The organism is Bacillus sp. N1(2025) (assembly GCF_053470005.1).
This window is the reverse complement of record NZ_JBLTJB010000008.1, coordinates 108516-134116: the sequence shown is the minus strand read 5'-3', so window position 1 is coordinate 134116 and position 25601 is coordinate 108516. Positions and strand designations below refer to the sequence as shown.

Annotated in this window: 25 protein-coding genes; 6 read left to right on the top strand and 19 right to left on the bottom strand. The window is 47.7% G+C overall.

Translation table 11 applies throughout. From position 1 onward, the window contains the following. Nucleotides 1-14: 14 nt before the first annotated feature. The 3 genes from ACNFN4_RS17045 (at nucleotide 15) to ACNFN4_RS17035 (ending at nucleotide 1907) form a co-directional block, all read left to right on the top strand. Complete coding sequence (locus ACNFN4_RS17045; protein WP_448200335.1) at nucleotides 15-803, top strand: sugar phosphate isomerase/epimerase family protein; 789 nt, start codon at nucleotides 15-17, stop codon at nucleotides 801-803. A gap of 53 nt (nucleotides 804-856) precedes the next feature. After that, on the top strand, nucleotides 857-1450 hold the full coding sequence (tmrB, locus tag ACNFN4_RS17040) for a tunicamycin resistance ATP-binding TmrB (RefSeq protein ID WP_061861825.1): 594 nt from the start codon (nucleotides 857-859) through the stop codon (nucleotides 1448-1450). A gap of 178 nt (nucleotides 1451-1628) precedes the next feature. After that, nucleotides 1629-1907, top strand: coding sequence for an antimicrobial peptide LCI (locus ACNFN4_RS17035; RefSeq protein ID WP_007609269.1), 279 nt, complete (start codon nucleotides 1629-1631; stop codon nucleotides 1905-1907). A gap of 48 nt (nucleotides 1908-1955) precedes the next feature. On the opposite strand, the gene nadE is transcribed toward ACNFN4_RS17035, so the two are convergent. Together nadE and ACNFN4_RS17025 are read right to left on the bottom strand one after the other, a co-directional pair. Continuing rightward, on the bottom strand, nucleotides 1956-2774 hold the full coding sequence (gene nadE, locus ACNFN4_RS17030) for an ammonia-dependent NAD(+) synthetase (RefSeq protein WP_014416856.1): 819 nt from the start codon (nucleotides 2772-2774) through the stop codon (nucleotides 1956-1958). A gap of 134 nt (nucleotides 2775-2908) precedes the next feature. Continuing rightward, a complete protein-coding gene (locus ACNFN4_RS17025) occupies nucleotides 2909-3505 on the bottom strand; it encodes a DUF1989 domain-containing protein (RefSeq protein ID WP_014416855.1) in 597 nt (198 codons plus the stop codon). 124 nt (nucleotides 3506-3629) lie between these two features. On the opposite strand from ACNFN4_RS17025, the gene ACNFN4_RS17020 reads away from it, so the two are divergent. Beyond that, the gene (locus ACNFN4_RS17020) at nucleotides 3630-4958 is read left to right on the top strand and encodes an amino acid permease (protein WP_448200334.1); all 1329 of its coding nucleotides are present in this window, start codon (nucleotides 3630-3632) and stop codon (nucleotides 4956-4958) included. A gap of 1 nt (nucleotide 4959) precedes the next feature. Here the strand turns inward: ACNFN4_RS17020 and ACNFN4_RS17015 are convergent, their stop codons facing one another. The 3 genes from ACNFN4_RS17015 to ACNFN4_RS17005 all read right to left on the bottom strand — a co-directional run bounded on the left by ACNFN4_RS17015 (nucleotide 4960) and on the right by ACNFN4_RS17005 (nucleotide 6940). Then, entirely contained in the window at nucleotides 4960-5721 is a 762-nt protein-coding gene (locus ACNFN4_RS17015) for a YqcI/YcgG family protein (RefSeq protein ID WP_265988126.1), read from the bottom strand. 64 nt (nucleotides 5722-5785) lie between these two features. Further along, nucleotides 5786-6415, bottom strand: coding sequence for a LysE family translocator (locus ACNFN4_RS17010; RefSeq protein WP_007409057.1), 630 nt, complete (start codon nucleotides 6413-6415; stop codon nucleotides 5786-5788). A gap of 63 nt (nucleotides 6416-6478) precedes the next feature. Beyond that, on the bottom strand, nucleotides 6479-6940 hold the full coding sequence (locus ACNFN4_RS17005; protein WP_032872770.1) for a MarR family transcriptional regulator: 462 nt from the start codon (nucleotides 6938-6940) through the stop codon (nucleotides 6479-6481). A gap of 113 nt (nucleotides 6941-7053) precedes the next feature. Between ACNFN4_RS17005 and ACNFN4_RS17000 the strand changes: the two genes are divergently transcribed. Further along, nucleotides 7054-8586: an MDR family MFS transporter gene (locus ACNFN4_RS17000; protein WP_448200333.1), complete on the top strand. Its 1533-nt coding sequence runs from the start codon at nucleotides 7054-7056 to the stop codon at nucleotides 8584-8586. Nucleotides 8587-8627: 41 nt separating this feature from the next. On the opposite strand, the gene ACNFN4_RS16995 is transcribed toward ACNFN4_RS17000, so the two are convergent. The 4 genes from ACNFN4_RS16995 to ACNFN4_RS16980 form a co-directional block, all read right to left on the bottom strand. Next, a complete protein-coding gene (locus ACNFN4_RS16995) occupies nucleotides 8628-9581 on the bottom strand; it encodes an L-lactate dehydrogenase (protein ID WP_014416851.1) in 954 nt (317 codons plus the stop codon). A gap of 248 nt (nucleotides 9582-9829) precedes the next feature. Then, entirely contained in the window at nucleotides 9830-11809 is a 1980-nt protein-coding gene (gene amyE / locus ACNFN4_RS16990) for an alpha-amylase (protein WP_352436794.1), read from the bottom strand. A 232-nt stretch (nucleotides 11810-12041) separates the two neighbouring features. Next, nucleotides 12042-12530: a DUF6773 family protein gene (locus tag ACNFN4_RS16985; RefSeq protein WP_029973922.1), complete on the bottom strand. Its 489-nt coding sequence runs from the start codon at nucleotides 12528-12530 to the stop codon at nucleotides 12042-12044. 91 nt (nucleotides 12531-12621) lie between these two features. Beyond that, nucleotides 12622-14055, bottom strand: a complete 1434-nt coding sequence (locus tag ACNFN4_RS16980) for a YfcC family protein (RefSeq protein WP_029973923.1) — start codon at nucleotides 14053-14055, stop codon at nucleotides 12622-12624. Between the two features lie 135 nt (nucleotides 14056-14190). Here ACNFN4_RS16980 and ACNFN4_RS16975 point away from each other — a divergent pair, with 135 nt between their 5' ends. Then, entirely contained in the window at nucleotides 14191-15312 is a 1122-nt protein-coding gene (locus ACNFN4_RS16975) for a M20 peptidase aminoacylase family protein (RefSeq protein ID WP_128496421.1), read from the top strand. Nucleotides 15313-15347: 35 nt separating this feature from the next. Here the strand turns inward: ACNFN4_RS16975 and ACNFN4_RS16970 are convergent, their stop codons facing one another. From ACNFN4_RS16970 to ACNFN4_RS16925, 10 genes are all read right to left on the bottom strand, one after another. Continuing rightward, nucleotides 15348-16229, bottom strand: coding sequence for a glycine betaine ABC transporter substrate-binding protein (locus tag ACNFN4_RS16970; RefSeq protein WP_014416846.1), 882 nt, complete (start codon nucleotides 16227-16229; stop codon nucleotides 15348-15350). Continuing rightward, nucleotides 16229-17077 (bottom strand): glycine/proline betaine ABC transporter permease subunit OpuAB, encoded by an 849-nt coding sequence (gene opuAB / locus ACNFN4_RS16965; RefSeq protein WP_003156639.1) that lies wholly within the window; start codon nucleotides 17075-17077, stop codon nucleotides 16229-16231. Before opuAB ends, ACNFN4_RS16970 begins: the two co-directional genes overlap by 1 nt. Beyond that, a complete protein-coding gene (opuAA, locus tag ACNFN4_RS16960; RefSeq protein WP_003156640.1) occupies nucleotides 17078-18334 on the bottom strand; it encodes a glycine/proline betaine ABC transporter ATP-binding protein OpuAA in 1257 nt (418 codons plus the stop codon). It abuts the gene before it with no gap. Between the two features lie 381 nt (nucleotides 18335-18715). Continuing rightward, on the bottom strand, nucleotides 18716-19918 hold the full coding sequence (locus ACNFN4_RS16955; protein ID WP_137988013.1) for an MFS transporter: 1203 nt from the start codon (nucleotides 19916-19918) through the stop codon (nucleotides 18716-18718). A 115-nt stretch (nucleotides 19919-20033) separates the two neighbouring features. Next, nucleotides 20034-21122, bottom strand: a complete 1089-nt coding sequence (locus ACNFN4_RS16950) for a toxic anion resistance protein (protein WP_007609246.1) — start codon at nucleotides 21120-21122, stop codon at nucleotides 20034-20036. Nucleotides 21123-21128: 6 nt separating this feature from the next. Beyond that, a complete protein-coding gene (locus ACNFN4_RS16945; protein WP_448200332.1) occupies nucleotides 21129-22751 on the bottom strand; it encodes a YceG family protein in 1623 nt (540 codons plus the stop codon). A 73-nt stretch (nucleotides 22752-22824) separates the two neighbouring features. Continuing rightward, on the bottom strand, nucleotides 22825-23598 hold the full coding sequence (locus tag ACNFN4_RS16940) for a TerC family protein (protein WP_003156644.1): 774 nt from the start codon (nucleotides 23596-23598) through the stop codon (nucleotides 22825-22827). Between the two features lie 38 nt (nucleotides 23599-23636). Beyond that, complete coding sequence (locus ACNFN4_RS16935; RefSeq protein WP_003156645.1) at nucleotides 23637-24215, bottom strand: TerD family protein; 579 nt, start codon at nucleotides 24213-24215, stop codon at nucleotides 23637-23639. 32 nt (nucleotides 24216-24247) lie between these two features. Beyond that, a complete protein-coding gene (locus ACNFN4_RS16930; RefSeq protein ID WP_003156648.1) occupies nucleotides 24248-24829 on the bottom strand; it encodes a TerD family protein in 582 nt (193 codons plus the stop codon). Nucleotides 24830-24852: 23 nt separating this feature from the next. Next, the gene (locus ACNFN4_RS16925) at nucleotides 24853-25449 is read right to left on the bottom strand and encodes a TerD family protein (protein ID WP_448200331.1); all 597 of its coding nucleotides are present in this window, start codon (nucleotides 25447-25449) and stop codon (nucleotides 24853-24855) included. Nucleotides 25450-25601 lie beyond the last annotated feature (152 nt).

Genomic DNA, 25601 nt, shown 5'->3' with positions numbered 1-25601 from the left:
CGGGAGGATTACCGATGAAACTGAGTTTTTGCACGACAGGTTTTAAAAAAAAGCATATTCTCGACATCATTTCTTTCGCGAAGGAGCACTCCTTTGAGGGAATCGAACTGTGGTACGGACATGCTAAACAATATATAGAGGAAATCGGCCCGCTCGACAGGCTTGATCAGCAGCTTCAGGAGGAAGGCATCGGGGTGCCTGCCATCAGTTTGTACACTGACTTCGCCACTCAGGATGAAAGGCAGGCGTTAAAGGATGTTCAAAGGGCATTAAGCGCGGCACGACAGCTGCACAGTCCCTTGATCAGAGTCTTTGCCGGCAATCTTCCTTCGCATCGGACGTCACCGGAAAAGTGGCAGCGTGCGGTTGATCAATTTCAGCAGGCGGCACGGCTCGCAGATGACTATGAAGTCGATATCGGGCTTGAGATTCATTACGACACGTACGCGGATACACCGGAGGCGGCGCTGGCATTTTTGGAGGGTGTCGGACATCCGCGGGTCCGCACCATTTTTGACGGCTCCAACCTACACGTCAATCACGTTGACCAAATGCCCGCTTTAGAAAAACTGTATCATACCGTCAGCCACATTCATCTGAAAAACTATCACTGGAATTTTGACAACTGGTATCTCAGCAAGCCAACTCCGATTTTTCAAGGAGATCTCGATCAAAAAGCATTTTTAAAAGAGCTGATGAACAGACAATATGACGGTTTTGTTTCTCTTGAGTATTTTGGAGAACATGCCTTTACGCATATAAAGGAATCGCTCCGCGAATATACGTCTGTTTTTTCCTGCTGACTCTTCGATCGAAGGGTCTTTTTTTGTATCATATAGAAAAAGGGGGATACATGATGATCATTTGGATAAATGGGGCTTTCGGTTCCGGAAAAACACAAACAGCGTTTGAACTGCACAGAAGACTGAAACCGTCTTACGTATATGATCCTGAAAAGATGGGGTTTGCGATGCGTTCGATGATACCGCCGGATATCGCTGAAGATGACTTTCAAAGCTACCCTCTGTGGCGGGAATTCAATTACAGCATGCTTTCCTATTTGTCAGATACATATCAGGGCATCATCATTGTGCCCATGACCATTACGAACGATCAATACTTCCATGACATGATCAGCAGGCTGAGACAGGATGGCCGGACCATTCACCACTTTACCCTGCTGGCTTCAAAGGAAACATTGCTGAAACGCCTGCGCACCCGAGCGGAAGGAAAAAACTCCTGGGCCGCAAAACAAATCGACCGCTGCATCAACAGCCTGTCTCATAGCCTCTTCACAGAACATCTCCATACAGACCAAATGTCTATTCAGCAGGTCGCAGAAACGATCGCTGCCCAAGCAAATCTGCCTCTTGAGCCTGATTCGAGAGGCAGCCTTCGAAGATTCACCGACAGATTGATGGTGAAGCTGAATCATATCCGCATCAAATAAAAAAACGTTTTGAAAACATGTTCCTGACCCATGCAAATGGGTCAATAAACAAAAAGTCCCTCTTAAGGAATTTTTTTCAAATGAAGAAAAAAATTTTAGAAACATAGAAGGTATTTTATGGATAATCATCTAATTATTAACACTGTAATACATTTCATTTGAAAAGGGAGTGCTCGAAATGAAATTCAAAAAAGTGTTAACCGGTTCTGCGCTGTCTCTTGCCTTACTGATGTCTGCCGCTCCTGCCTTTGCCGCATCACCAACAGCATCCGTGGAAAATAGCCCAATCTCAACGAAAGCAGATGCAGGCATTAATGCCATCAAACTCGTTCAAAGCCCTAACGGCAACTTCGCTGCTTCTTTCGTTTTAGATGGAACAAAGTGGATTTTCAAAAGCAAATACTATGACAGCAGCAAAGGGTATTGGGTAGGGATTTATGAAAGTGTAGATAAATAAAAATGAGATAAACAAAAACCTCCCTTTCAAAAGGGAGGTTTTTTCATTCTATTTCCACCAATCATCAAACATTGATGCCGGCACCTGGCGCTTATGCTCCGTACTGAGGTAGCGTTTTTCCAGCGCCTCAATCACTTCGGAAGAAACGTCCTTGCCTTCTAAATAATCATCAATGTCATTGTATGTGATGCCGAGTTCGGTCTCATCAGTCTGCTGCGGTTTTTCATCAAGCAGATCGGCCGTCGGTAATTTCAAATACAGGCGTTCCGGCGCGCCGAGCTCTTCTAATAAACGTCTGCCCTGGCGTTTCGTTAATCCGGTCAGCGGCAGCAGATCAGCTCCGCCGTCACCGTATTTCGTGAAGAAACCTGTCACCGCCTCGGCCGCATGGTCGGTTCCGATGACAAGCAGCCCCTCTTGTCCGCCAATGGCATATTGAGCGATCATTCTCATTCTGGCCTTTACATTTCCTTTGTTAAAGTCAGACAGCTGATCGCCCGTGTCTTTTTTGTACTGATCGGCGAACGCGCTGACAGCGGACTTAATATCAAACGTCCAAGATTTATCAGGCTTAATGAATTTGAGCGCCATTTGGGCGTCATCCTCATCCTGCTGTGTGCCGTGCGGAAGGCGGACGGCGATAAATTCCGCGTTTCCGCCTTCTTCTCTGATGCTTTCAGCTGCCAATTGGGCGAGGCGTCCCGCAAGCGTGGAATCCTGCCCCCCGCTGATGCCGAGCACAAAGCCTTTGGCACCTGTTTTTTTCAAATATTGTTTCAGAAAGTTCACTCTGTCCTCAATTTCTTGTTTCGGATCAATTGAGGGCTTTACATGGAGATCATTCATAATTTGTTTCTGGATGCTCATCCCAATCACTCCTCCTGCATTGTTTCTTTATGATTCATTTCCCGTTCATGCTGAAAATGAATCATGCCACTATGTACGACTCTCTGTTAAATATAGCACAGGTGCGGATTTTAAGTGAATCAAATACACCGGGATCAGCTGATTTCCACCCGCAGCGCCGTGATGCTGTCTCCGTTGCATTTTCCTTTTTCGATCGGACAGGATGAAAACGCGACGAGGAGATCCATTTCCGCACGGAGCCGTACATAATCACCCGCGTCAGAAAGAGGCGTTTCGACTGATAAGTTCCCCTTCTCATCGAGCACCGTGTTCATAAAGATGGCAAATGGGTAATGCATATGCGGCCGCGGCACCCCGAACGGCTCAAGCGCCCCGCTCATATTGTCATAGCACGTATCCTGGAGCTCGTCTTTATGCTTTCCGTATAAAAGCCTGTTCATATCCGGACGGCAGGCGGGAAGCAGCAGGTCATGCTTGCCGACTGTGTCCTCAATCAGCGTCAGCATCGGCTTGTATAAATTTGAATAAATATGATCACCCGTTTTTACATGAATGGACTGGTTGGCATCAATCGTCGCGCCCTGATCAAGATGTTCATAAAAGTCCTTGGCATGATACGCCGTGAAGTCAGCCACCTGCTGTCCTTCCACATCGACAACTTTTATAATCTGCCCTTTGTGAACCTTTAGACCAAGCCCTTTTTTCGGCGGTACGATAAATTGCTGTGTCATCAGACTGCTCCTTTTTTTCTTCTATTATGAACTCCGGCCGTTTGTTTCATGTAAAGCAATTTATTGGATGTATATTCCCCTTCTGACGGCTGCAATCTAAGCTTTGATAAAGGGGTTGAACTTCATGAGTAAATCACAGGACCAGCCTAAAGGAAATCTCGCTTGGTGGCAGCTCTCCTTAATCGGCGTCGGCTGCACAATCGGGACGGGCTTTTTTCTCGGGTCCAGCATTGCTATTGTCAAAAGCGGATATTCCGCGCTGATCTCATTTCTTATTGCCGGGCTTGGCACCTATTTTGTCTTTGAGCAGCTTGCGAAGCTTTCGGCTAAACAGCCCGAAAAGGGGTCTTTTTGCGCTTATGCGAGAAAGGCTTTCGGCACTTGGGCCGGTTTCAGCAACGGATGGGTGTACTGGTCGTCCGAGATGCTGATCACGGGAAGCCAGCTGACAGCGATCTCGCTGTTTACGAAGCATTGGTTTCCGAATGTGCCGCTTTGGATTTTCGCCTCCATCTATGCGGTGCTCGGTCTTTTGATTATATTTACGGGGCTGTCCGTTTTTCAAAAAACGGAAAATGTGCTCGCTGTTGTCAAGACGGCGGCGATTTTTATGTTTATCGTGATCGCCATATTGGCGCTGTGCGGTATATTTTCTCATAAACCGGATGTGCAGGTGCCGAACGAATCAAAGGATTTGTTCCCGCACGGAGCGATGGGGTTATGGACGGGACTGATTTATGCGTTTTACGCCTTCGGAGGAATTGAAGTCTTGGGGCTGATGACCGTACACTTGAAAAAACCGGAGGAAGCCTCAAAATCAGGCCGGCTGATGCTTGCCGTACTTGCGGTCATTTACGTCATTTCTCTCGGCCTGGCGCTGCTGTTAGTGCCGCTGGGCAAATTCACCGAACAGGACAGCCCGTTTATTACATCGCTGAAGGGTTTTCATTTAGATATCATTCTTGATATTTTTAACGGGATTTTTATTATTGCGGGATTTTCCACGCTCGTCGCCTCGCTGTTTGCCGTGACGACATTGCTTTGTACAATGGCCGATGACGGGGATGCGCCGAAATGCTTCAGGTTAAAGGAAAACAAAAAAATCTGCTGGCCTGCGCTCGGATTGACGTTTGCCGGACTCATCGTCTCCATCATCCTGTCACTGGTGCTGCCAAAAAACATATATGAACACATGACAACCGCGGCGGGCCTCATGCTTCTTTATACGTGGCTGTTCATTTTGTTCTCGGGCAAGAAACTGCTCGAAACGACAAAGATGGGAACCGCACAGATTGTTATCGCCCTTATGCTGATCGTCGCGGCCGTCTCCGGGACGCTGTTTGAGAAATCGAGCCGGCCCGGTTTTCTGGTCAGCCTTTGTTTTCTCGCCGTCATTGCGATCGTGACATGGATCGTACAAAAAAAGCAGGGACACAGCCCTGCCGGATCATAGCTTATTTCGTCGGTTTAAACAGTCTTTTCAAATAAGAAAAGGGACACTTTGACACTTGCGTCTCATCATCACGGAGGAAATATTGCTTCCATTCGAAATTGTCTTTTCCTCCGTACCACCCCAATCGGGGATGAAGAGGGGCTTCATCATACGCCTCTAAGCGTTTTCTGATCAGCCGGCTCATGTTTCGTCCGAACGCGGTTGAATCATTTAATCCTTCGAAAATCCATCTCGGCTGAAACGCCAGCATAAAAAACGGGAAGCTTCTGCTTTGTCTCGCTTCATGCGCAGGCGTCGCGCACAGAATAAAATACGGCTCGCCGTCAAAGCAGAACTCCCATTTATAATGTTCAGGGTCTTCCGGCATATCTTCCGGCCAGTCATTCGGGTCGCAGCCGCTCAGCCGGTTTAAAAAAGACCAGAACAGCTCTTCATACGCCTCAATGGAATAATGCTCAGCTAAATCCTCAGGCGTATCAAAAATCACAAGCAGCGACGCGTATCTTCCGGTATCCCTTGAGATCTTTCCGTACTCTGACAGCAACATCCCCACTTCCTCCGGGGTTCCCTCTTCGCGGGGATCACCCGCAAAGGATATCCGGAGCTGATCTGTCAAAAATCCCTGACGTCCGGGAATGCACGGAAACGTATCCGCTTTATCGCCTACTTTTTCTGATAGAAGCTCAAAAGCGATTCTCTGCCAATTTGGCAGATCCAATAACTTTTCCTCAAGGCAACTTTTTGTGTACAGCCCGCTTGCCATCGGCCCACCTCCAGTATCGTCATGATACGTTATGACGGAGATAGGCGATGGGTGACTCTTCTATTTATGAGATGAGCATTTGAATCCCCTGCCATCCGAAATAAAACCCGAAAACGATTAAAGACACACCCGCCGCTCCCGTCAGCCAGCGGAGCGCTTTTTCATGAAGGAGATTTCTGAAAGTGCTCGCGGCGACCGCCATGCAGAAATCCCAGATCAAAATGCCGAGAAGAATGCCGGAGCTGTAAATCAAAAGCTGATTTGCATCGAAGGATTCAGCGGTTTTGGCGAGAATGCTCCCGTATATGCCGAGCCAGAATAAAATGCTCAGCGGATTGGAAAGAGAAATAAAAAATCCCGCGCCGAATGTTTTGTAAAAAGCCGGTTTTCCTTTTCCGCTTCTGACATTCATGGCTTCCCTGATATTTTTTAACGTTTCGACTCCCGTATAGGTCAGCACGAAAAAACCGAAGAGCCACAAAAACGTTTTTACAAAAGGAGCGGTCAAAAATTGAGACAGCCCGAAATAGATCAGAATCATATACAGCCCGTCCGCGGCCATGGCGCCAAGACCGAAAATCCATGCATGCCAAAAGCCGTTTTTGATGCCTTTGTCAATTTGCGCCGCATTGACCGGTCCGACAGGTGCTGACAATGACAGCCCGAGAACTATGTAGCTTAAAAAGATGTTCATTGGCTTCCCCCTCATTCATGCAACTTGTACAAGTTATTCATGAATGGGCCGTGCTATGATACATTATTTTAATTTCTCAAGCTCGTCTTCCATCATGTCCGTCGCTTTTCCTAAAAAATCGAATATCAGCTGCAGTTCTTCTTCTTTATATTGCCGGCAAAGGCTGATCGTAGACTGGGATAAGGAGCTGAACAATTGTTTCACATTCGCTTTTCCTGCTGTCAGCGGCACGATGATCACCCGCCGTTTGTCTTCGGGGTCTTTTTTCCTCATGACATATCCCGCTTTTTCGAGCCGGTCAATGAGCGCCGTTACCGAACCTGTGCTGAGGCCGGTTTTTTTCCCAAGCTCGCCTGCGGTCATCGGGCCTGCTTCATTTAAGATATCAGCTGATTTCAAATCGGTCGGAAACAGACCGAGAGATTGAGCGGCCGCCTGATGAAAAAGGATCGTCCTTGTGGCCATCTTCCGGAATAACTGTATGGCGGTTTCCTCCGTCTCGCTTCTGGTATTTCTTGTTGACAACTGACAGGCCTCCCTATAAAATCAATTTATCTTGACGATCAAGATAATTTTCGGCAAATCTAATATGATCATAGCAAATTTAATGATCAAAAGTAAGTATGGGAGGAAAAAGCATGGAACAAACAGCCACGAAGGACGCCTCGACGAAGTTTGTCGTCATCGGTCTTTTGCTGGGCATTTTAATGTCGGCTATGGATAATACAATCGTTGCCACTGCGATGGGAAATATCGTGGCGGACCTCGGAAGTTTCGATAAGTTCGCGTGGGTGACGGCATCATACATGGTAGCCGTTATGGCCGGTATGCCGATTTACGGAAAACTGTCCGATATGTACGGACGCAAACGTTTCTTTTTATTCGGTCTTATTCTTTTCTTAATCGGATCTGCATTATGCGGAATCGCCCAAACAATGGATCAGCTCATTATTTACCGCGTCATTCAGGGAATCGGCGGAGGCGCGCTGATGCCGATCGCCTTCACGATCATTTTTGATTTATTTCCGCCGGAAAAACGCGGAAAAATGTCGGGCATGTTCGGTGCCGTTTTCGGCCTGTCCAGCGTTCTCGGGCCGCTTTTAGGCGCGCTCATTACCGACTCCATCAGCTGGCACTGGGTGTTTTACATCAACGTGCCGATCGGTATTTTATCATTGTTTTTCATTCTGCGTTATTATAAAGAGTCCCTTGAACACAAGAAACAGAAAATCGACTGGGCCGGCGCAATCACGCTGGTGGTTTCCATTGTCGGTCTGATGTTCGCTCTTGAGCTCGGCGGAAAAACGTATGATTGGAACTCCGTGCAGATCATCGGTCTGTTCGCTGTATTCGCCGTGTTCTTTATCGCCTTTTTTATTGTGGAAAGAAAAGCGGAAGAACCGATTATCTCATTTTGGATGTTTAAAAACCGTTTATTTGCTACGGCACAGATTCTGGCGTTCCTTTACGGAGCCACGTTCGTCATTTTAGCGGTGTTTATCCCGATCTTCGTTCAGGCTGTGTACGGAAGCACCGCGACAAGCGCGGGCTTTATTTTGACGCCGATGATGATCGGTTCTGTTATCGGAAGTATGATCGGCGGAATTTTCCAGACGAAAGTGCGGTTCCGCAATTTAATGCTGATTTCCGTGGTCGCTTTCTTTATCGGAATGCTGCTGCTTTCCAATATGACACCGGATACGGCGCGTACGATGCTGACGGTATTCATGCTGATCTCAGGATTCGGCGTCGGCTTTAACTTCTCACTGCTGCCGGCCGCGTCCATGAACGATCTGGAGCCGCGTTACCGCGGAAGCGCCAACTCAACAAACTCGTTTTTGAGATCATTCGGCATGACACTCGGTGTGACGATTTTCGGAACCATCCAGACGAATGTGTTTACCAATAAGCTCACAGATTCATTCAGCGGCATGAAAGGAGCGGGCGGCGCGATGCAGAACATCGGAAATCCGCAGGAGATCTTCCAGGCCGGCACGCGCGCTCATATTCCGCCGTACATTCTGGATCGCATTATTGACGCCATGTCGCAAAGCATCACATATGTATTTACGCTTGCGCTGGCGCCGATCGTCATTGCGGCCGTTACCATTTTGTTTATGGGAAAAGCGAGAGTAAAAACCTCTCAGGAAATGGCGAAAAAAGCGAATTAAAAAAAGCAGTACATGGCGCTTGTCATGTACTGCTTTTTTGTTTACTCTGCGAAATGCGGAGCGAGAATATCTTTCAGCACGTTTGCGCTGCGGCTGAATTGAGCCTGTTCTGTTTCATTCAGCTCAAGTTCCGTCACACCTGCGATGCCGTTCCGATTGACGACGGCCGGAACGCCGATAAAGACGTCGTTTACACCGTATTGGCCGTCCAGATATGTGCTGACGGTTAAAATGCTGTTTTCATTACGCAAAATCGCTTTTGTGATGCGGGCGAGGCTCATCGCCACTCCGTAATATGTCGCGCCTTTTTTCTCGATAATATGGTAGGCCGCGTTTTTCACATCGTCAACGATCTGATCCAGCTCGTCCTGTTTGTAAGCTGCATTTTTCTCCAGCAATTGCTGCACCGGCACTCCGCCGATATTGGCGTGACTCCATACAGGAAGCTCGGTATCGCCGTGCTCGCCGATAATGTGGGCGTGTACGTTTTGCGGAGCGGCTCCGAAGTATTCACTCAGCATATAACGGAATCGCGCAGAATCCAGTGTCGTGCCGCTGCCGATGACGCGTTCTTTCGGCAGCCCGCTGAATGTCCATGTCGCATAAGTGAGAATGTCGACCGGGTTTGTGGCAACGAGGAAGATGCCGTCAAATCCGCTTGCCATTACTTCACCGACAATGCTTTTAAAAATGGCGAGATTTTTTTCGACCAGCTCAAGTCTCGTTTCGCCCGGTTTTTGATTGGCCCCTGCACAGATGCACACGATATCGGCATCCTTGCAATCCTCATATGTGCCGTAAGACGTTTTGACCGGATGAGGCGCAAATGCCTTTCCGTGATTTAAATCCATGACATCTCCCATGGCTTTTTCTCTATTTACATCAATGATCACAAGCTCATCTGTGATCCCTTGGTTAATTAACGCAAATGCATAACTGCTTCCAACAAAACCTGCTCCGATTAATGCTACTTTGTTCACTCGTTCGTTCATCATGTATGCTCATCCTCCAGTGTTTCGTGGTGTCTGTTTTTACCTTGTGAAGTATTTCACATTTATATTGTGCAACACTTCACAAACTTTTGCAAGAGAAAAGTTTGATTTTTGGACAAAAAAATACCGGTGATGGTTTCCAGATTGTTGACAACATCCTAAAACAGAACCGTTTTAGGATGTTGTCATCTTTTCAGCGTGATTGATTTCCTAACAGAAGCAAGGGTTTGATGTGATGATGTCTCTATTCATTAATGCGGAAGATAACCATTCAAACCAGAGTTGTTATATAAACCATTCTGCACATAATCAAAGCCGGGATGGTTCTGTCCGGGCACTTGGGCGCTGCCATTGTTAAAAATCACTTTGGCGTCGGCCGTATCCGCATTCGCAGGCAGCGTCAGCGTGTAAATTCCATCTGCATTCTTAGTCATGGCTTTCCCCGGCCACGATCCGGTTAATTCTATGGCCCCGCCTCCATCATGTTTGTATATATAAGCATTTACATTGCCCCAATGATCCGGATTTTGATAGCCAATGATGTTGGTTTGGGACGGGTCTTTTTTGACAAACGTGTATTCTTGGGTTCTCGATGCACCCTCGCCGTTCGTTCCGGTTAACTTGACGTTGTATGTCGTGCCGATTGGATCTTCTTTCCCGATCGTTAATCGGTCTCCATCCTTAAATGCTGTCTCCTGCCCATTATTGATTTGGTAAACGGCTTTTGCTGTTTTCGCATTTGCACGCAGGGTGACCGTCAGCTGATCATTGAAAGAATGGACTGCCTCTGTTTGGTAATTCTCAAGAAAGACATGAGGCGCATTTCCAATATCGTCAGGATAAAGGACAGCCGCGGATCTGGCATTGATGGTGCCTGTCAGTTTGCCGTTCGCTACTTGAAATGAACCGGCGCCGGCCCTATTATCATACCTGCCGTCAGGCAATTTCGTTGAAGTATTGATGGTGACAGAAGATGATCCTGCATTTGCCAGCACAACGCCTTTTGAGCCGCGCTGATTCATAAATATTTGATTGTTGCCATTCGGATTTGAGAGTTCCTCAGGCTGCCCGGCCATTTCATTGTGAAATTGATTGACCGCAGTGATCGCCTGATCTTTAAATAAGGCGCTCCCGCGATCTCCTATTTGACTTTTTCCGGGAAATCTTACACCATTTCCTCCGCCCTCAGGCCTGGAAAAGAAAAGAGGCGTGCTTCCTGAGCGCGAACCAATCACTGCCCAGCCTAAACGAATATCGTCATCACTCATCCATGTAGACTCTTCATCATCATTGGCATACGTATCATGTGATTCCACCCATGTGACTAACTTGTCCGCAGACACGTCAGATGCATAATGGGAGATATTCGACACACTCAGATTACGGTTCTTTAAAGCGGATCTGATGGAATGCCCGTAGTTAGAAGCCGTCACATTCATATAATTCGCATAAGCAGTATCTCTGGACGCGCTGTCTTGCAGGATTTCTCCGTATTGGAACTCCGCCGATGTATTTGTGATATTCGGCCAAAATTGGCTGCCGTAATTCCCATCATCCGGAAGCTCTATATGCTTGGCGGCATCATAGCGGAACCCGTCTGCTCCGTCATTCAATGCTCTTTCCAAGAAACCTTTCAGGTAGGCTTGCACCTCAGTATTCTGAGTATTCCAATCATACAGCCCAAGCAATGCATTTTGAGTGATGTCCCATCGGTCCGACCAATTTTTAATTTGTGTGTTTCCATGGGTCCAGTTTGGAATACGCTTAATCTCATCAGAAATCGCGCCATAATCGCTGGTGGTATGATTGACAACCGCATCGACAATGACTTTTACGCCATACTTTTCCGCGGCTGCACACATGTCCTTAAATTCTTGTTCAGTGCCTAAGTAACGGTTGCCGATTTGGTACGATGTCGGCTGATAGAGCCAGTACCAGTTCGACATGCTTTTATCTCCTTGGTTCCCTTCCTTTACTTGGTTAATCGGAGACGTCTGAATGGCTGCATAACCCGCATCACGAATCTCTTTCATATTTTGTGTTAACGTATTGAATGACCAATTCCATGCATGAAGGATGGTCCCGTTTTTGACCGATGAATCGGTCACCTCATTCGATTTGTTTGCAGTTTCAGCGTTTGCACCCGCCGGGCCTGACAAAACCAAATGAAACAGCAATAAAAATCCGGCGAATAACGGCAGTAAAGAGGTTTTGAATCGTTTTTTAAACATTTTTGACACTCCTTATTTGATTTTTGAAGACTGACTGCGGAGTCAAAAATTCCTCTTACTCTTTCTTCAGCTTCCTCCTTTCAATTGTTGTGAAGACTGGATAATTCTGTTAACGCTTACATTTGAACTTACCACACACTCTCTATCAAAGCAACGCGGCAGAGTGAATTCAAATCTATATTCCTATCAAATTAAAAGACTTTTCTCTTATAAACAAAAAAAGAAACCACCATCAAGATGATTTCTTTTTTATTTCTTTTATCGCTCTTCTGTAAGACAGCTTCACAATGACATACCGAAGCAGAAACAGAATGCCTCCGCAGACGATAAAAAGAAAGATCATTTTCAGCCAAGCAAAGAATGTATGGGGAAACCCCCTGTCGTACATCGTAAGCGCCGCTGCCGCAAAAGTGACCGCAATTGAATCTATCCGCTGCTGCTTCACCCGCTTTTGCAGTTCTTCTTTGGTGTCTATTCTCGGCATGAGCATTCCCGACGCTCCCGCCCTGATGCAATAATAAACAATTATAATGAAGAAAACCGCCAAGCTTCCGGCCCATTCCCTAAACGGACAGTTCAGAACAAGTCCGCGTACGATGATGTCAAGCAAAGACAGTGTGCCCACAAGCATTCCGACTTCTGACCAAATCATTCGTTCTTTCTCTTTCACACTCTCACTCTTTCCATTCACGTTTGAAAGTCCGTTCCGACGCTGATTCATGACTTCCTCCCGTACTATTAAGAATGGCTTACAACTCCCATTATATCTTGCCGATTCATAATGATAAACCGAAATATCATTGACAAAAATATTAATAAGGACCCCAATTGATCAGGACGCCTATGCAAATAAACACGAGGCCGATGACAAACCAAATCAGCGCCAGCGGAATCATGAAGCGAAGCCACTTTACGTACGGAATGCCGCTGGCAGCCAGTACGGCCATCAGCACGCCGGAAGTCGGATTGACACAGTTTACGACGCCTTCTCCGAGCATGACCGCTTCAACCGCGACCTGTCTCGTGATGCCCATCAGATCGGCAAGCGGCGCCAAGATCGGAATAAATACGACCGCCTCCCCTGAGCCCGATGAAATCAGAAAATGAAGCAGGGCGCTGGAAATATACATCCCGATTGCGCCTGCCATCGGGCTGAAACCGTGCAGCAGTGACGCAAGTCCATTGACTACCGTATCAAGCAGCTTTCCATGTTCCAGGATAACGGAAATGCTTCTCGCCATTCCGACGATCAGCGCGCCGTAAACGAGCCCCTGACAGCCTGTAATAAATGTTTTTGCGACATCATTTGCCGCCATTCCCGCAATCAGGCCGGACACGATTGAGATAAAAATGAACACGGCGGCCATCTCTGAATCAGACCAGCCAAGAGTAAGCGCACCGTATAAAAAGCCGGCAAGCGACAAAGCCGCGACAGCCAGAATCAATTTATGGCGGACGGTAAACGGGACATGCTTGTCCTCCGGCTCAGAAACCTGCGGGAGTGAACCTGCCGCCGGAAACCAATCGTTCCCCAGCAGACTGGCGTCCTTTGCTTTTCTGAGTTTTCTCGTATACCGATAAATATATAAAATAGATGATAACAGAAAACAAATGTAGACGGCAATCCGCAGGCCGATACCGGAAAACAGCGGCAGCTCCGCGATGCTTTGTGATAACCCGAGCGGTGAAGGCGATAAAATCGTCGCGTTAAACCCGGCATAACAGCCGATATAAATGACGGCCGCTCCGGCCACGGCGTCCCATTTCAGCGAACGGGCGACAATCAGGCCGATCGGAATAAAACCGATCACGGAATTAACGACGATGCCGGTTGTGCCGAGGATCGAAAATAGAGATCCGACAATCGCAATAAACAGCAGCTGTTTTGTGCGGAACGTACTGATGACATTACTGATCAATCCATTGATGGCGCCCGTTTTCTCCAAAATCGCAATGGTGCCGCCCGTAAACAGGATTAAAAAAATAATCGGCGCGGAACTTGTCATCCCTTCCTGAATCGCGGTAAAAAAAGCGATCGGGCTGACAGGAGACTGGTCTAAAGAATGATAGCTTCCCGGGACGGCGGACGTCACACTGCCCTTTGTCACCCTGTCAAATTCCCCCGCGGGAACGATGTACGACGCTATCGCGCATAGTAAAGCGGCAATGAACAGCAGCACATAAGCATCAGGCATCACAAACAATTTCTTCTTTTTCAATACAGGTTCGGCCTTGGGAACAGCCATACCATCACCATCCTGGTTTAAATTTATAAACTATTCAGAAAATACAGATATGTGTGCTATATTATATACAGACCGATTGCCTGTTTTCAATATCAAAAATAAAAAACAGACAGCTTTTGAAGGAGGACTTACGGCATGAACAGACTCACAGAGCATGAGAAGCAAGTCATTATGGATATTTTTGACCACCTGCACGCCAATCCCGAAGTAAGCTGGAAAGAATATCAAACAACTGAATATCTGACTGAAAAACTGAAAGAGGCCGGCTGCCGGACCCGCACGTTTGATGATTGTACCGGTGTTGTCGGCGAAATCGGAGAAGGCTCGCCCGTTGTGGCTGTCCGGGCGGATATTGACGCGCTGTGGCAGGAAGTGGACGGTGTCTTTCAGGCGAACCATTCATGCGGACATGATTCACATATGACGATGGCGCTCGGCACGATGATGCTTTTAAAGAGTCAGCCGAAACTTCCGAAGGGCACCATCCGCTTTATTTTTCAGCCGGCGGAAGAAAAAGGCGGCGGAGCGCTGAAAATGATTGAAAAAGGCGTACTGGATGATGTTGACTTCTTATACGGCGTGCACGTGCGCCCCGTACAGGAAACGGCAAACGGCCGATGCGCACCGTCCATTCTGCATGGCTCAAGCCAGCATATTGACGGCCTGATTATCGGAGAAGAAGCCCACGGCGCGAGACCGCATCTCGGCCTTAACAGTATCGAAATCGCCGCTCTTCTCGTCCAAAAACTCAGCTTCATTCATCTTGATCCCGGCATCCCGCATTCCGTGAAGATGACAAAGCTTCAGGCAGGCGGAGAGAGTTCCAATATCATTCCGGGAAAAGCATCGTTCAGCCTTGATCTCCGCGCACAGACCAATGCCGCCATGGAGAAATTAACCGCCGAAACCGAAAGAGCCTGCGAAGCGGCTGCTGCCGCATTCGGCGCAAAAATTGAACTACAAAAAGAACACAGCCTCCCGGCAGCCGAGCGAAACAAGGAGGCGGAAGCCATCATGGCATCTGCGATCAGCGGCATTCTCGGAGAAAAACATGTGGATGAACCTCTTGTGACAACCGGAGGAGAGGATTTTCACTTTTACGGGTTAAAGGTGCCGAACTTGAAAACGACGATGCTCGGCCTGGGATGCGGTCTGGAGCCGGGACTTCACCATCCGCATATGACATTTGACCGAAGCGCCATCTTTACTGGCGTTGAGATATTAACGGCCGCCGTCCTCAAATCGTTTGAAGCTTAAAAAAAAGCAGCCCGTTACAGGGCTGCTTTTCTTCATTACTTCTTCAAATCTTCAATTGAATTGACGTTTTTCATATACTGAGGAACGACCAGACCCATCTTGACGCCTGTCAGACTCGTTCCTACATCTTCATATTTGCCTTTATATTTAGACGCATATGCCTTATGGGTATTCGGAAGCCAAGCAGACAATGACGCATCCGCGCTGCCTGTCGCAATCGCAGTCCACATCGGTCCTGCCTCCACTTGCGTCAGCTTCACGTCATAGCCGAGGTCTTGAAATACTTTTCCGACCACGTTCGTACTTGCGATTTCACTGTCCCACGCCACATAAGCCAGGTTGATTTTATCCCCTTTGACTTTATGAGCGCCTTTTGTCCATTGAGCTACTTGATCTTTGTGTTTTTTCACATATTCAGCAGCGGCTTTGGCCGGCTTTTCGCCTTCCTCAACGGCAATCATGACTTCTCCCATATCGTCCTGCGTCCATTTGAACTGGCTGAGAACTTTGGCCGCGTTAGGCTGTTCCTTACTGAAGCCGGTTCTTGTAATCGTATGAATCTGCTCGGCAGTTCCGTACGTTTTTTTCGGATCATCAAGGAACTTCAGCTTGTATCTGGAGAACATCCAGTGCGGCGTCCAGCCCGTTACGATGATCGGCTTTTTCCGGTCATATGATTTCTTCAATGTCGCCGTCATGGCAGCACTTGACGCCGTGACGACATTCCAGTCTTTCAATCCGTAATCGTTCACGGCCTCATCCGTCAGGGCCATGATCCCCGATCCCGGATCAATACCGATAATGGTTTTGTTCACCTGGTCCGCAGCCGTTGCCTTACCATCAGTCTGCGAACCGCAGGCAGCCAAAGAAAGAGCCAGCGCAGCGGTAACGCCGACACCGATGATTTTCTTAAGCATCAGGCATTCCCCCTGCTCTTCTTCTTCACTTTAATGTTTTGCGTGATACGGTCGAGTGTAATCGCTACGATGACGATCGCGATACCCGCTTCCACTCCGACACCGGTTTTCAACTGTGTCACGGCGCTGTATACTTCAGAACCGAGGCCCGGCGCACCGACCATGGCCGCGATAACGACCATTGACAAAGCAAGCATGATGCTTTGGTTAATACCGGCAAGAATCGTTTTTGTGGCAAGCGGAAGCTGGACCTTGAACAGACGCTGAGACGTCGTTGAACCGAATGCTTCCGTCGCTTCGATCAAATCAGCCGGAACTTGTTTAATACCGAGAACCGTCATGCGGATCGTCGGAGGCATCGCGAAAATAACAGATGCTACGACGCCTGGCACAACCCCGATATTAAAGAAGAAAATTGCAGGCAGCAGATATACGAAAGCCGGCATGGTCTGCATTAAATCCAGAATCGGTGTGACAATGCGGCGGACCGTTTCTTTCTGAGACGCCCATATGCCGATCGGAACCCCGATAATAATGGAAATCAAAACAGATGTGACGACAAGCGCCAACGTTTGCAGCATCGGCGACCAATAGCCCAAATAATCAATAACAAGGAATCCGATTAACGTAAAGAGTGCAATTCCTCTCGTACTGATCCACCAAGCGAGAGCTGCAAAAATAACAGTCAATAAAATAGACGGGATGAAACCCAAACCGCTCACAATCGCGTTTACGAAAGCGGCCAAACCGTTTGAGATTCCGTCAAAGAAACCTCCGAACGTCATGGTAAGCCAGTCAACAAACCGGTCAACGATATCTGCTAACGGAATTCTAGGCAATCTGTCCATTTACTTCACCCCCTGAACAGAAGAATCCTGAGCTTGTTCAGCAGAATCTTCAACATTTATATAATCGTTATTTCCTGAAAGCGCGCCGATTAATGCGCCTTTCACGACAATGCCTTTCATGCGGTCCTTATCGTCCGTGACGGCGATCGGAATATTCGCATCAGACACGACATCGAAAATTTCCGTCAAGTACGTGCTTTCGTGCACAGTCGTAAATTCAGTATTTAAAATATCCTGAAGCGATAAGTCGGATTCCACCGCTTTTTTCGCATCCGCCGCGTGAATGACGCCGAGAAGCTGTTTCTGTTTATCAACGGCGTAAATAGAAGAAATACCGAGATTCTTCATGAGCTGCAGCGCTACACGAGGCCCTTTGTCAATCCGCACGGTTTCAGCGCGCTTCATGATGTGGCCCGCTGTCAGAACTTTGGATAAATCAACGTCCTCAACGAATTTCTCAACGTATTCATTGGACGGGCTCATCAGAATTTCTTCAGGCGTCCCGATCTGAACGATGTTACCGTCTTTCATCAGCACGATTCTGTCGCCGATGCGCAATGCTTCATCAAGATCATGCGTGATGAAGATGATCGTCTTGCCGACAGAGTCATGAAGGTCTAAAAGCTCATCCTGCATGTCTTTGCGGATCAGCGGATCAAGCGCACTGAAAGCTTCATCCATCAGAAGAATGTCAGGATCATTCGTCAATGCGCGGGCAAGTCCGACACGCTGCTGCATTCCTCCGCTGAGCTGATCTGGGAATTGGTGTTCAAAGCCTTCAAGACCGACAAGTTTAAGCGAATCAAGCGCTTTTTGCTCACGCTCTTTTTTGTCGACGCCTTGAAGCTCCAGGCCGTATTCCGTATTTTCAAGAATTGTTCTGTGCGGAAACAGTGCAAATTTTTGAAAGACCATGCTGATTTTTTTCCGGCGCACTTCCCGGAGCTGGTCTTTTGACATATTTGTTATCATGTCACCATCAATATAAATATTCCCGGCAGTCGGTTCAATAAGCCGGTTTAACAGCCGAACTAAAGTTGATTTACCGCTCCCCGATAGACCCATGATGACAAATATCTCCCCATCATATACATCAAAGTTTGCTTGATTGACACCAACGGTTGATCCGGTCGCTTTCAGGATCTCTTTTTTGTTTTTTCCGCTGGACAGCATCTGAATGGCTTTTTTTGTCTGTTTTCCGAAAACCTTAGATACATTTTCGACTTTTATCTTAATTGGTTTCTCATCCAAATTCATATTTTCCCTCCATAATAAGCAATCTTTAATACCGTAACACGTTTGTAATAAGTCAAACAAACATCATAATCCCTTTTATTTTGTATCATTACTTTAAAAACATCCCTGTGTCTTATTTTCCTCTGGTATGCTTCTAAATACTCTCTAATCCTCCTTATTGAGGATAAATTATAAAGGAAACCGGGCTTTTATCAGGCTTGAGAACGTTTCCATCGAATGTGCTGCAAACTGATTTCCTATCCTTTTTTTACAAATACAAGAATTTTTTTGCGACATTGTCCCAGAAAAAGAAGTTTTCGCCTCCTGAAAATAAGGAATTTTAAGGAAAAATATAGGTCTGCCAACAGACAGCTCACTAAAAAAAGCACCCCAAAAGGGTGCTCATTGCGCAAGCTCTGTCTGTTTCGTTTCTTTTCCGAGAATAATAATGGTGATGACGGCAATCAGGATGGCCGCACAAAAGACGGCGAAAATTGCTGTAAACGAAACGTTCCGGGCTGCAAGCGATCCGACGAGAAGCGGACCGAAAATGCCGCCGATTCTGCCGACCGCCGCCGTTGTTCCGGAACCGGTCGCACGGATCGCCGCAGGATACTGCTCCGGTGTATAGGCGTAAAGCACGCCCCATGCGCCGAGATTGAAGAAGGACAGCAGCATGCCGGCCGCGAGCAGCATGGCCAATGAATCCGCGGCACCGAAGAAATAAGCGCTGCCCGCCGTTCCGAGCAAATAGATGACTAAGATGGTCTTCCGCCCCGCTTTTTCGATCAGCCACGCCGCAGAGAAATATCCGGGAAGCTGAGCAAGTGTCATCAGAAGGACGTATTCGAAGCTCTCAATCATGCTGTAGCCTTTCATCAGCATCACGCTCGGCAGCCATAAAAACATGCCGTAATATGAAAAGACGACGCAGAACCAAACGACAGACAGCAGCACCGTCGGCCGGATATACGGTTTCGTCCAGACACTTCCCGCCTGCCCGCGTATGCTTTTTTTCTGCGGCAATGCCTGATGCGCCGGTGATTCCGGAAGGCTTTTCCGCAAGTACAGCGCATAAAATGCGGCCAGCGCCGTTAAGAGCAGCGCGGCCTGCCAGCCGAATGACGGTATGACAAAGTAGGAAATCACCGCCGCAAGAAGCCAGCCCGCGGCCCAAAAGCTCTCAAGCAGCACGATGATCCGTCCCCGCTTTTCGGGAGCGGACGCTTCTGACACGAGCGTCGAGGCGACAGGCAGTTCCCCGCCAAGCCCCATTCCGATCAGAAAACGCAATATGAGAAAAACCGTCAATCCCGTTGCGAAAGCGGATATGCCGCTTCCGACAGAAAAGAATAACAGCGTGATCATAAACACTTTTTTCCGGCCGATCCTGTCGGCCAGCATTCCGAATACAAAGGCGCCCGCTGCCATACCGATGGAATTGACGCTTCCGATCCATTTCATTTGATCGGGTGTTAAATTCCAATCAGTGTGAAGCGCGGCGATAATAAACGATAAAATTCCGACATCCATCGCATCAAACAGCCAGCCCATTCCGGCAATCGCCAGAAGTTTTCGCGGAGTGACGGCAGGTTGTTTGTTCATAAGCAGCACCTCAAATCGAAAATGATTACCGTATAAGTTTACACCTGTCTTTACACATTGTCATTATCTTTTTTCGCAAAAAAATCCCGCTTGCCGTAAGCAAGCGGGGTGTGTGTTAATTCTTTAAGACTGCGTTTTTAATATTATCCTGAAGCTGTTGAATCCGTTTCGCGCCGTCTTCTCTGATACGTCTGTTCTCTTCTTCGATCTGTTTCGTTTCCTGCATACCGCTGACAATCGTGTTCCAAGACGTTTCAATCGTCTCAATGTCAATGCTCGGACGGCCTGCCATACGGGCAATCTCCACGCTTTGGTTTGAAATATTTTCAGCGTTGCGCTTCAGCATTTCATTCGTGCGGCGGTCAAGCTCGCTCATTGAATCAGCCACAAGCTTTTGCCGTTTGACTGTGACAGCCTGAATGATGCCGTTTTTGAAAATCGGAATCGTAATGACGAAAGCGGAATTGATTTTCCCGATGAGCTTCGTATTTCCGCGCTGAAGGAGGCGGATCTGCGGCGCCGTTTGCAGCGCCACCATCCGCGCCATATCTAAATCATAGACACGTTCCTCAAGCGCCTGAAGCCCGTCACGAAGCGTATCGAGCTGCATTTGCGCAAGCTGGTTTCCGCCTGCCGCTTTTTCTTCATAAGAAGGAATGAGCGCCTGCATTTCCTCAAGCTTCATCTGCCCGGCAACGACATACTTTTCAAGCTCCATGTAGTAGTTAATGTTGTTTTCATACATCTCTTCTAGCGTATGGTTCGTCTTTGCCATTTCATCTTTGTATTTTGAAATTTCGACGTGGATTTTTTCAATTTCTCCGCCCAGGGTGCGGTACTTTTGAAAAATCTTTTCAATCATGCTGTTGCCGCGTTTGAACATTTTAGCGAGAAATCCTTTTGGTTCATCGAAATCATTTTTGTCGAAACGGTCCATGATTTTTCCGAGCTGCGTCAGCATTGTGCCTGAATCCGTGACACTTGTTGTTTTCATCATATTTAAGATGCGGTCGGAGAACTTCGAGATTTCAACTGCCGGTTCTTTTCCGTACTCCAGCAGCTCCATTTGGTTTTTCACATCAATCTGCTGCGAAATACGCTGCACCTCAGGGTCTTGGCGCAGCTGCACCCTGATGTCATCTGCTTTTTGTTCAGAAATCTCTTCATTTTTATCAAGAACAAGCGGATTTTGATTTTCTGTCATGTTTATTTACTCTCCCTGCTTTTGCGTAATGGTTCTAAACAGCTTTCTTACGAGTGACGGCTCCTTATATTCCTGCCGAAACACCATGTCCTCCAGCCAATGGACATCAAATTGGCTTTCTTCAATATAATGCTCAATGTCCTGATGGCCCGGCGGATTATACAAGATGATATCGACGCCGAATTTATTTAAAAACAACAGAGCGGCGGCGTCAGAACGTGTGAGTTCGCCATTTTGTTCCGTATGATATAAAACGAGTTTCGGAACGGTTTGGGCGTAATCAAACGTCTGAATCAATTGCAGCAGCGAAGCGGGCAGGTTCGTCGCCTGGCGGAACAAATAGATTGCGGCATCCCTTGCCTGCTCCCCGGGCAAAGCCTTCAGCCCTGGGTTTCTGCACATGTCAGAAATCACATTGGCGATGGCGCTCTGCACGCCTGAAGGCAGATGCTTGTACTGCCAGATGTTGCTTCTTTTCAGCCTTTCCGCGTCAATCGCTCCTTCTTCGTTCAAAACCTGACTGTAGTGATACTGGTAGTTGGCTTTCAGCTCTTCCGTAAACGGAAAACTGCGGATCATGTGTGTCTCCTGATAGTCTGCGGCGGTATGGAGTCTGTTCCAATATTCTTTCGTATCTTTGGAAACCCCCATCACTTTCGCAAAAAGGTTCGGAACGGCCACCCGCTCCCTGTCCGCTTTAAATTGCGGCCGGATAAACGCCCGCTCCTTCGCAATGAGAAATAACTCATCATACGTCGTTTTTAATGTCACGGACTGCGGGGTATGATCCCTGAACTGCCAAGGCTTATACATCATAGATTCCTCATGGTTCAGCACATGCTCAATTTCTTTCGTTGACCGGTAGGCCGTCGTGGACGTTCTGTCCGGCTTTTCTTTCGGGAATGGCTCAAGGCCGCCTGTTGCGGGGAGCTTTATCACAAAGCTGAGTTCCTCATCCGGATCAATCAAGCTGAACGGATCTTCCGCAGCCGGATGAAACAATAGGACGTCACAGCCGATCAGCATGAGATAATAGAGAAAATAGAGCTGGCTTTTGGTAGCGTCTCCATACCACACCACCTTCGGCATCTCACGCTCTATATCGGCTTGTTCGAGCCATGGATTCAGGTGGTTCAGCGAAAACTTTGACACATCCAAGAGCACACGCCGGAAATCGGGATGATTCAGCCCGTTTTCATGCCGGTCCGCAAAGGTTTCCAAAAGCGTCATAAACGCGGTTCTCAGCCGGCGGTGCATAAGCGGATCAGCGTGTTTGGCAAGCAGCCTGCCTCCATCGAGAAACGCGACAAACCTGGAAACCGAAAGCCCTTTCTCTTTTTGATTGACCGAATGGATGTGCTGGAGCGCCTGAAACGTTTCAGGAGCGATAGTCTTATCCAGCGTCTCGCTTAACACATGGATGTTTTCATGAGAAGACAGCTCGAAAAGCTTATTGTAATACTCCGTCTCATCATAAGGAGTGCCCAAAATCCGGACGGCAAGCCGGGTAAACGCCAGCCCGTTTTCCCGCTCGTAACCGGGACGTTCCGGCAGCGGCCGCATCAGAAACGTTTCCCAGTCACCGTTTTCCGGCTCGGCCTTTCGGATCACCAATTCTTCCTGCTTCATCATTTTCCTCCTTTCTCTTCATGATTATCGGTACAAAAAAGGAAGGAAATGAAACTCTCCCTCCTTTTTTGTTTTATTCTTCTTTAGATGCAGCCGTTTGCTCCTGAACCTGCTTTTGTTTGTTGAAATAGTGGATAATAAACGTTACCACAAACGCAGCGATGATGATTCCGAAGAACACCACGTGCGGCATTTCATAATCAAAGGCGCTCGCCGCCATTTTCACGGCGATGATCCCGATCAGCACGAAAGCCGTGTTTTCAAGCTCAGGGATTTTATCAATTAAAACAAGGAATACTTTTGCGACTGTACGCATCATGAGAATGCCGAGCATACCGCCGATCAAGAGCACCCACACTTTTTCCGATACCGCAAACGCGGCCAGAATGCTGTCAACAGAGAAGGCCAGATCCATTAACTCAACTGAAACGACAGTGGCCCAGAAAATTCCGAACGTACGGACCATCCATGAATTTTTCTTCATGCCTTCCGTATCGTCATCACCTTCTCCGATCCAGAAATGCTTAATGACGAGCCAAGCCAGGTACAGCGCGCCAAGCACTTTGATCCACCAGAACTTAATGAGCAGCATTCCGATCCCGATAAAGATAAAACGGAAAATATATGCCCCGAACAATCCGTATGTTAATGCTTTCTTCCGCTGTTTTTCAGGCAGATGCCTTACCATCACCGCAAGCACTAACGCATTGTCGGCCGACAGCAGCCCTTCCAGCAGAACCAAGGAACCGATCAGCCCCCATGATACAGGGTCAGTCAGCACCTCACCCCACATTTTCCAATCAAAAAAGGAAGCGTAGGTCGACATAATATGATGTAGAAAATCCAAGTTTTTTCCTCCTATTTAGTAAAACGGTAATTTCCTGCTTACACCTGCAAGCCGTAATTCCGGCAAAGTGATGCCAGACCGCCGGAAAACCCGCTGCCGATGGCGTTAAACTTCCACTCAGCCCCATGGCGGTAAAGCTCACAAACGACAACCGCCGTTTCAATCGAGAAGTCTTCCCCTAAATCGAAACGAAGCAGTTCATTCTGGCTGTTTTCATCGACGACGCGCACGAACGCGTTAGACACTTGTCCGAAATTTTGGCCGCGCGCTTCCGCATCATGAATCGTGACGGTGATGCCGATCTTTTCAATATTTGCGGGTATTTTTGAGAAGTCGACGATAATTTGTTCATCGTCTCCCTCGCCCTCGCCCGTCCGGTTGTCTCCCGTATGGATGACGCCCCCGCTCGGGTGTTCCAGGTTATTGTAGAAAACAAAATCAAGATCATTTACACAGTTGTCATGGGCATCGACAAGAAAAGCCGACGCGTCAAGGTCAAAGTCATGCCCTCCGGAGTACTTGTTCGTATCCCAGCCTAAACCGATCACCGCTTTTGTAAGACCGGGGTTCGTTTTTGTCAGATCAACACGCTGTCCTTTCGCCAATTGAATAGCCATGTGCTGTCTCTCCCTTCTGTGTTTGATATGGTTCAGCCGATTTGCAGGCCGTAATCTGTCGCAATACGGGCCAGTCCGCCTTGGTAGCCTGAGCCGATCGCGGAAAATTTCCATTCGCCGTTATGTCTGTAAAGCTCCCCTGCGATAATGGCTGTTTCAATTGAGAAATCTTCAGCCAGATCGTAGCGGATCAGCTCTTCATTTGTCTCTTCATTGACAATGCGCACGAACGCGTTGGAAACTTGTCCGAAGTTTTGGCCGCGGGCTTCCGCTTCATGAATCGTGATGACGAATGAAATTTTGTCAATAGCGGCAGGCACCGCGCTCAGGTTGACCCTTACGCTTTCGTCATCGCCTTCGCCCTGGCCTGTCAGGTTGTCGCCTGAATGTGCGACAGAGCCGTTTCCGCCTTCAAGCTGATTATAGAAAATGAAATCATCGGGCGACGCGCATCTTCCTGCTTCATTTAATAGAAAGACGCTGGAATCTAAATCAAAATCATGTCCGCCGTCGTATTTGTTTGTATCCCAGCCAAGGCCGACAACGACTTTAGAAAGACCCGGATTTGTTTTAGTCAAATCTACTTTTTGTCCTTTTGCCAATGAAATTGCCATGAGTGCACTCTCCTTTTTATCGTTTAGGCGTATCGGTTAACGATATCGCCGATTTTTGTATCGTTTGTGCCTTCTCCTACTGCGGCGAATTTCCACTCGCCGTCCTGGCGGTAGATTTCCGCCGCGATCAGGCTCGTTCTGCCTGAATAGTTATCTCTTAAATTGTAAGTCACCAGTTCTTCGCGATTAGCCTGATCAACAACGCGGATGATCGCGTTTTGAATCATGCCGAAGTCCTGTTTTCGTCTGACGCAGTCGTAAATATTGACGACAAACACAAGTTTATTAATCTGAGCGGGCACTTTCGCTAAATCGATGAGAATTTGTTCATCATCGCCGTCGCCTTCACCCGTCAGGTTGTCACCCGTATGTACGACACCGCCGCACCGGCTTTTCAGATTGCCGAAATAGATGACGTTTTTGCTGTCTGTCATTTTATCATTTTCAAGCATCAGTACGGAAGCGTCACAGTCGATATTGGCACCGCCTCCGCCGAACAGCTTTCCGAAAAAGCCCCCGGATGATACAGGGTCCCAGCCGAGTCCGACCAGCAGTTTTGACAGGCCGGCTTTTCCTTTTGTTAAATCAATCCGCTGTCCTTTTTGTAAAGAGATCGCCATATGATTCACTCCTATTCTGTAAGGGTGCCGCTAAGCACGCCGCAAGTGCGCATTTTTACTAAATTCCGGGACAAGAATCCCGGTGTTTATTAAGATATACGTCTTTTATTATATCAAAGTTTCATAAAACATAAGAATTTTTGGCGAAAAAC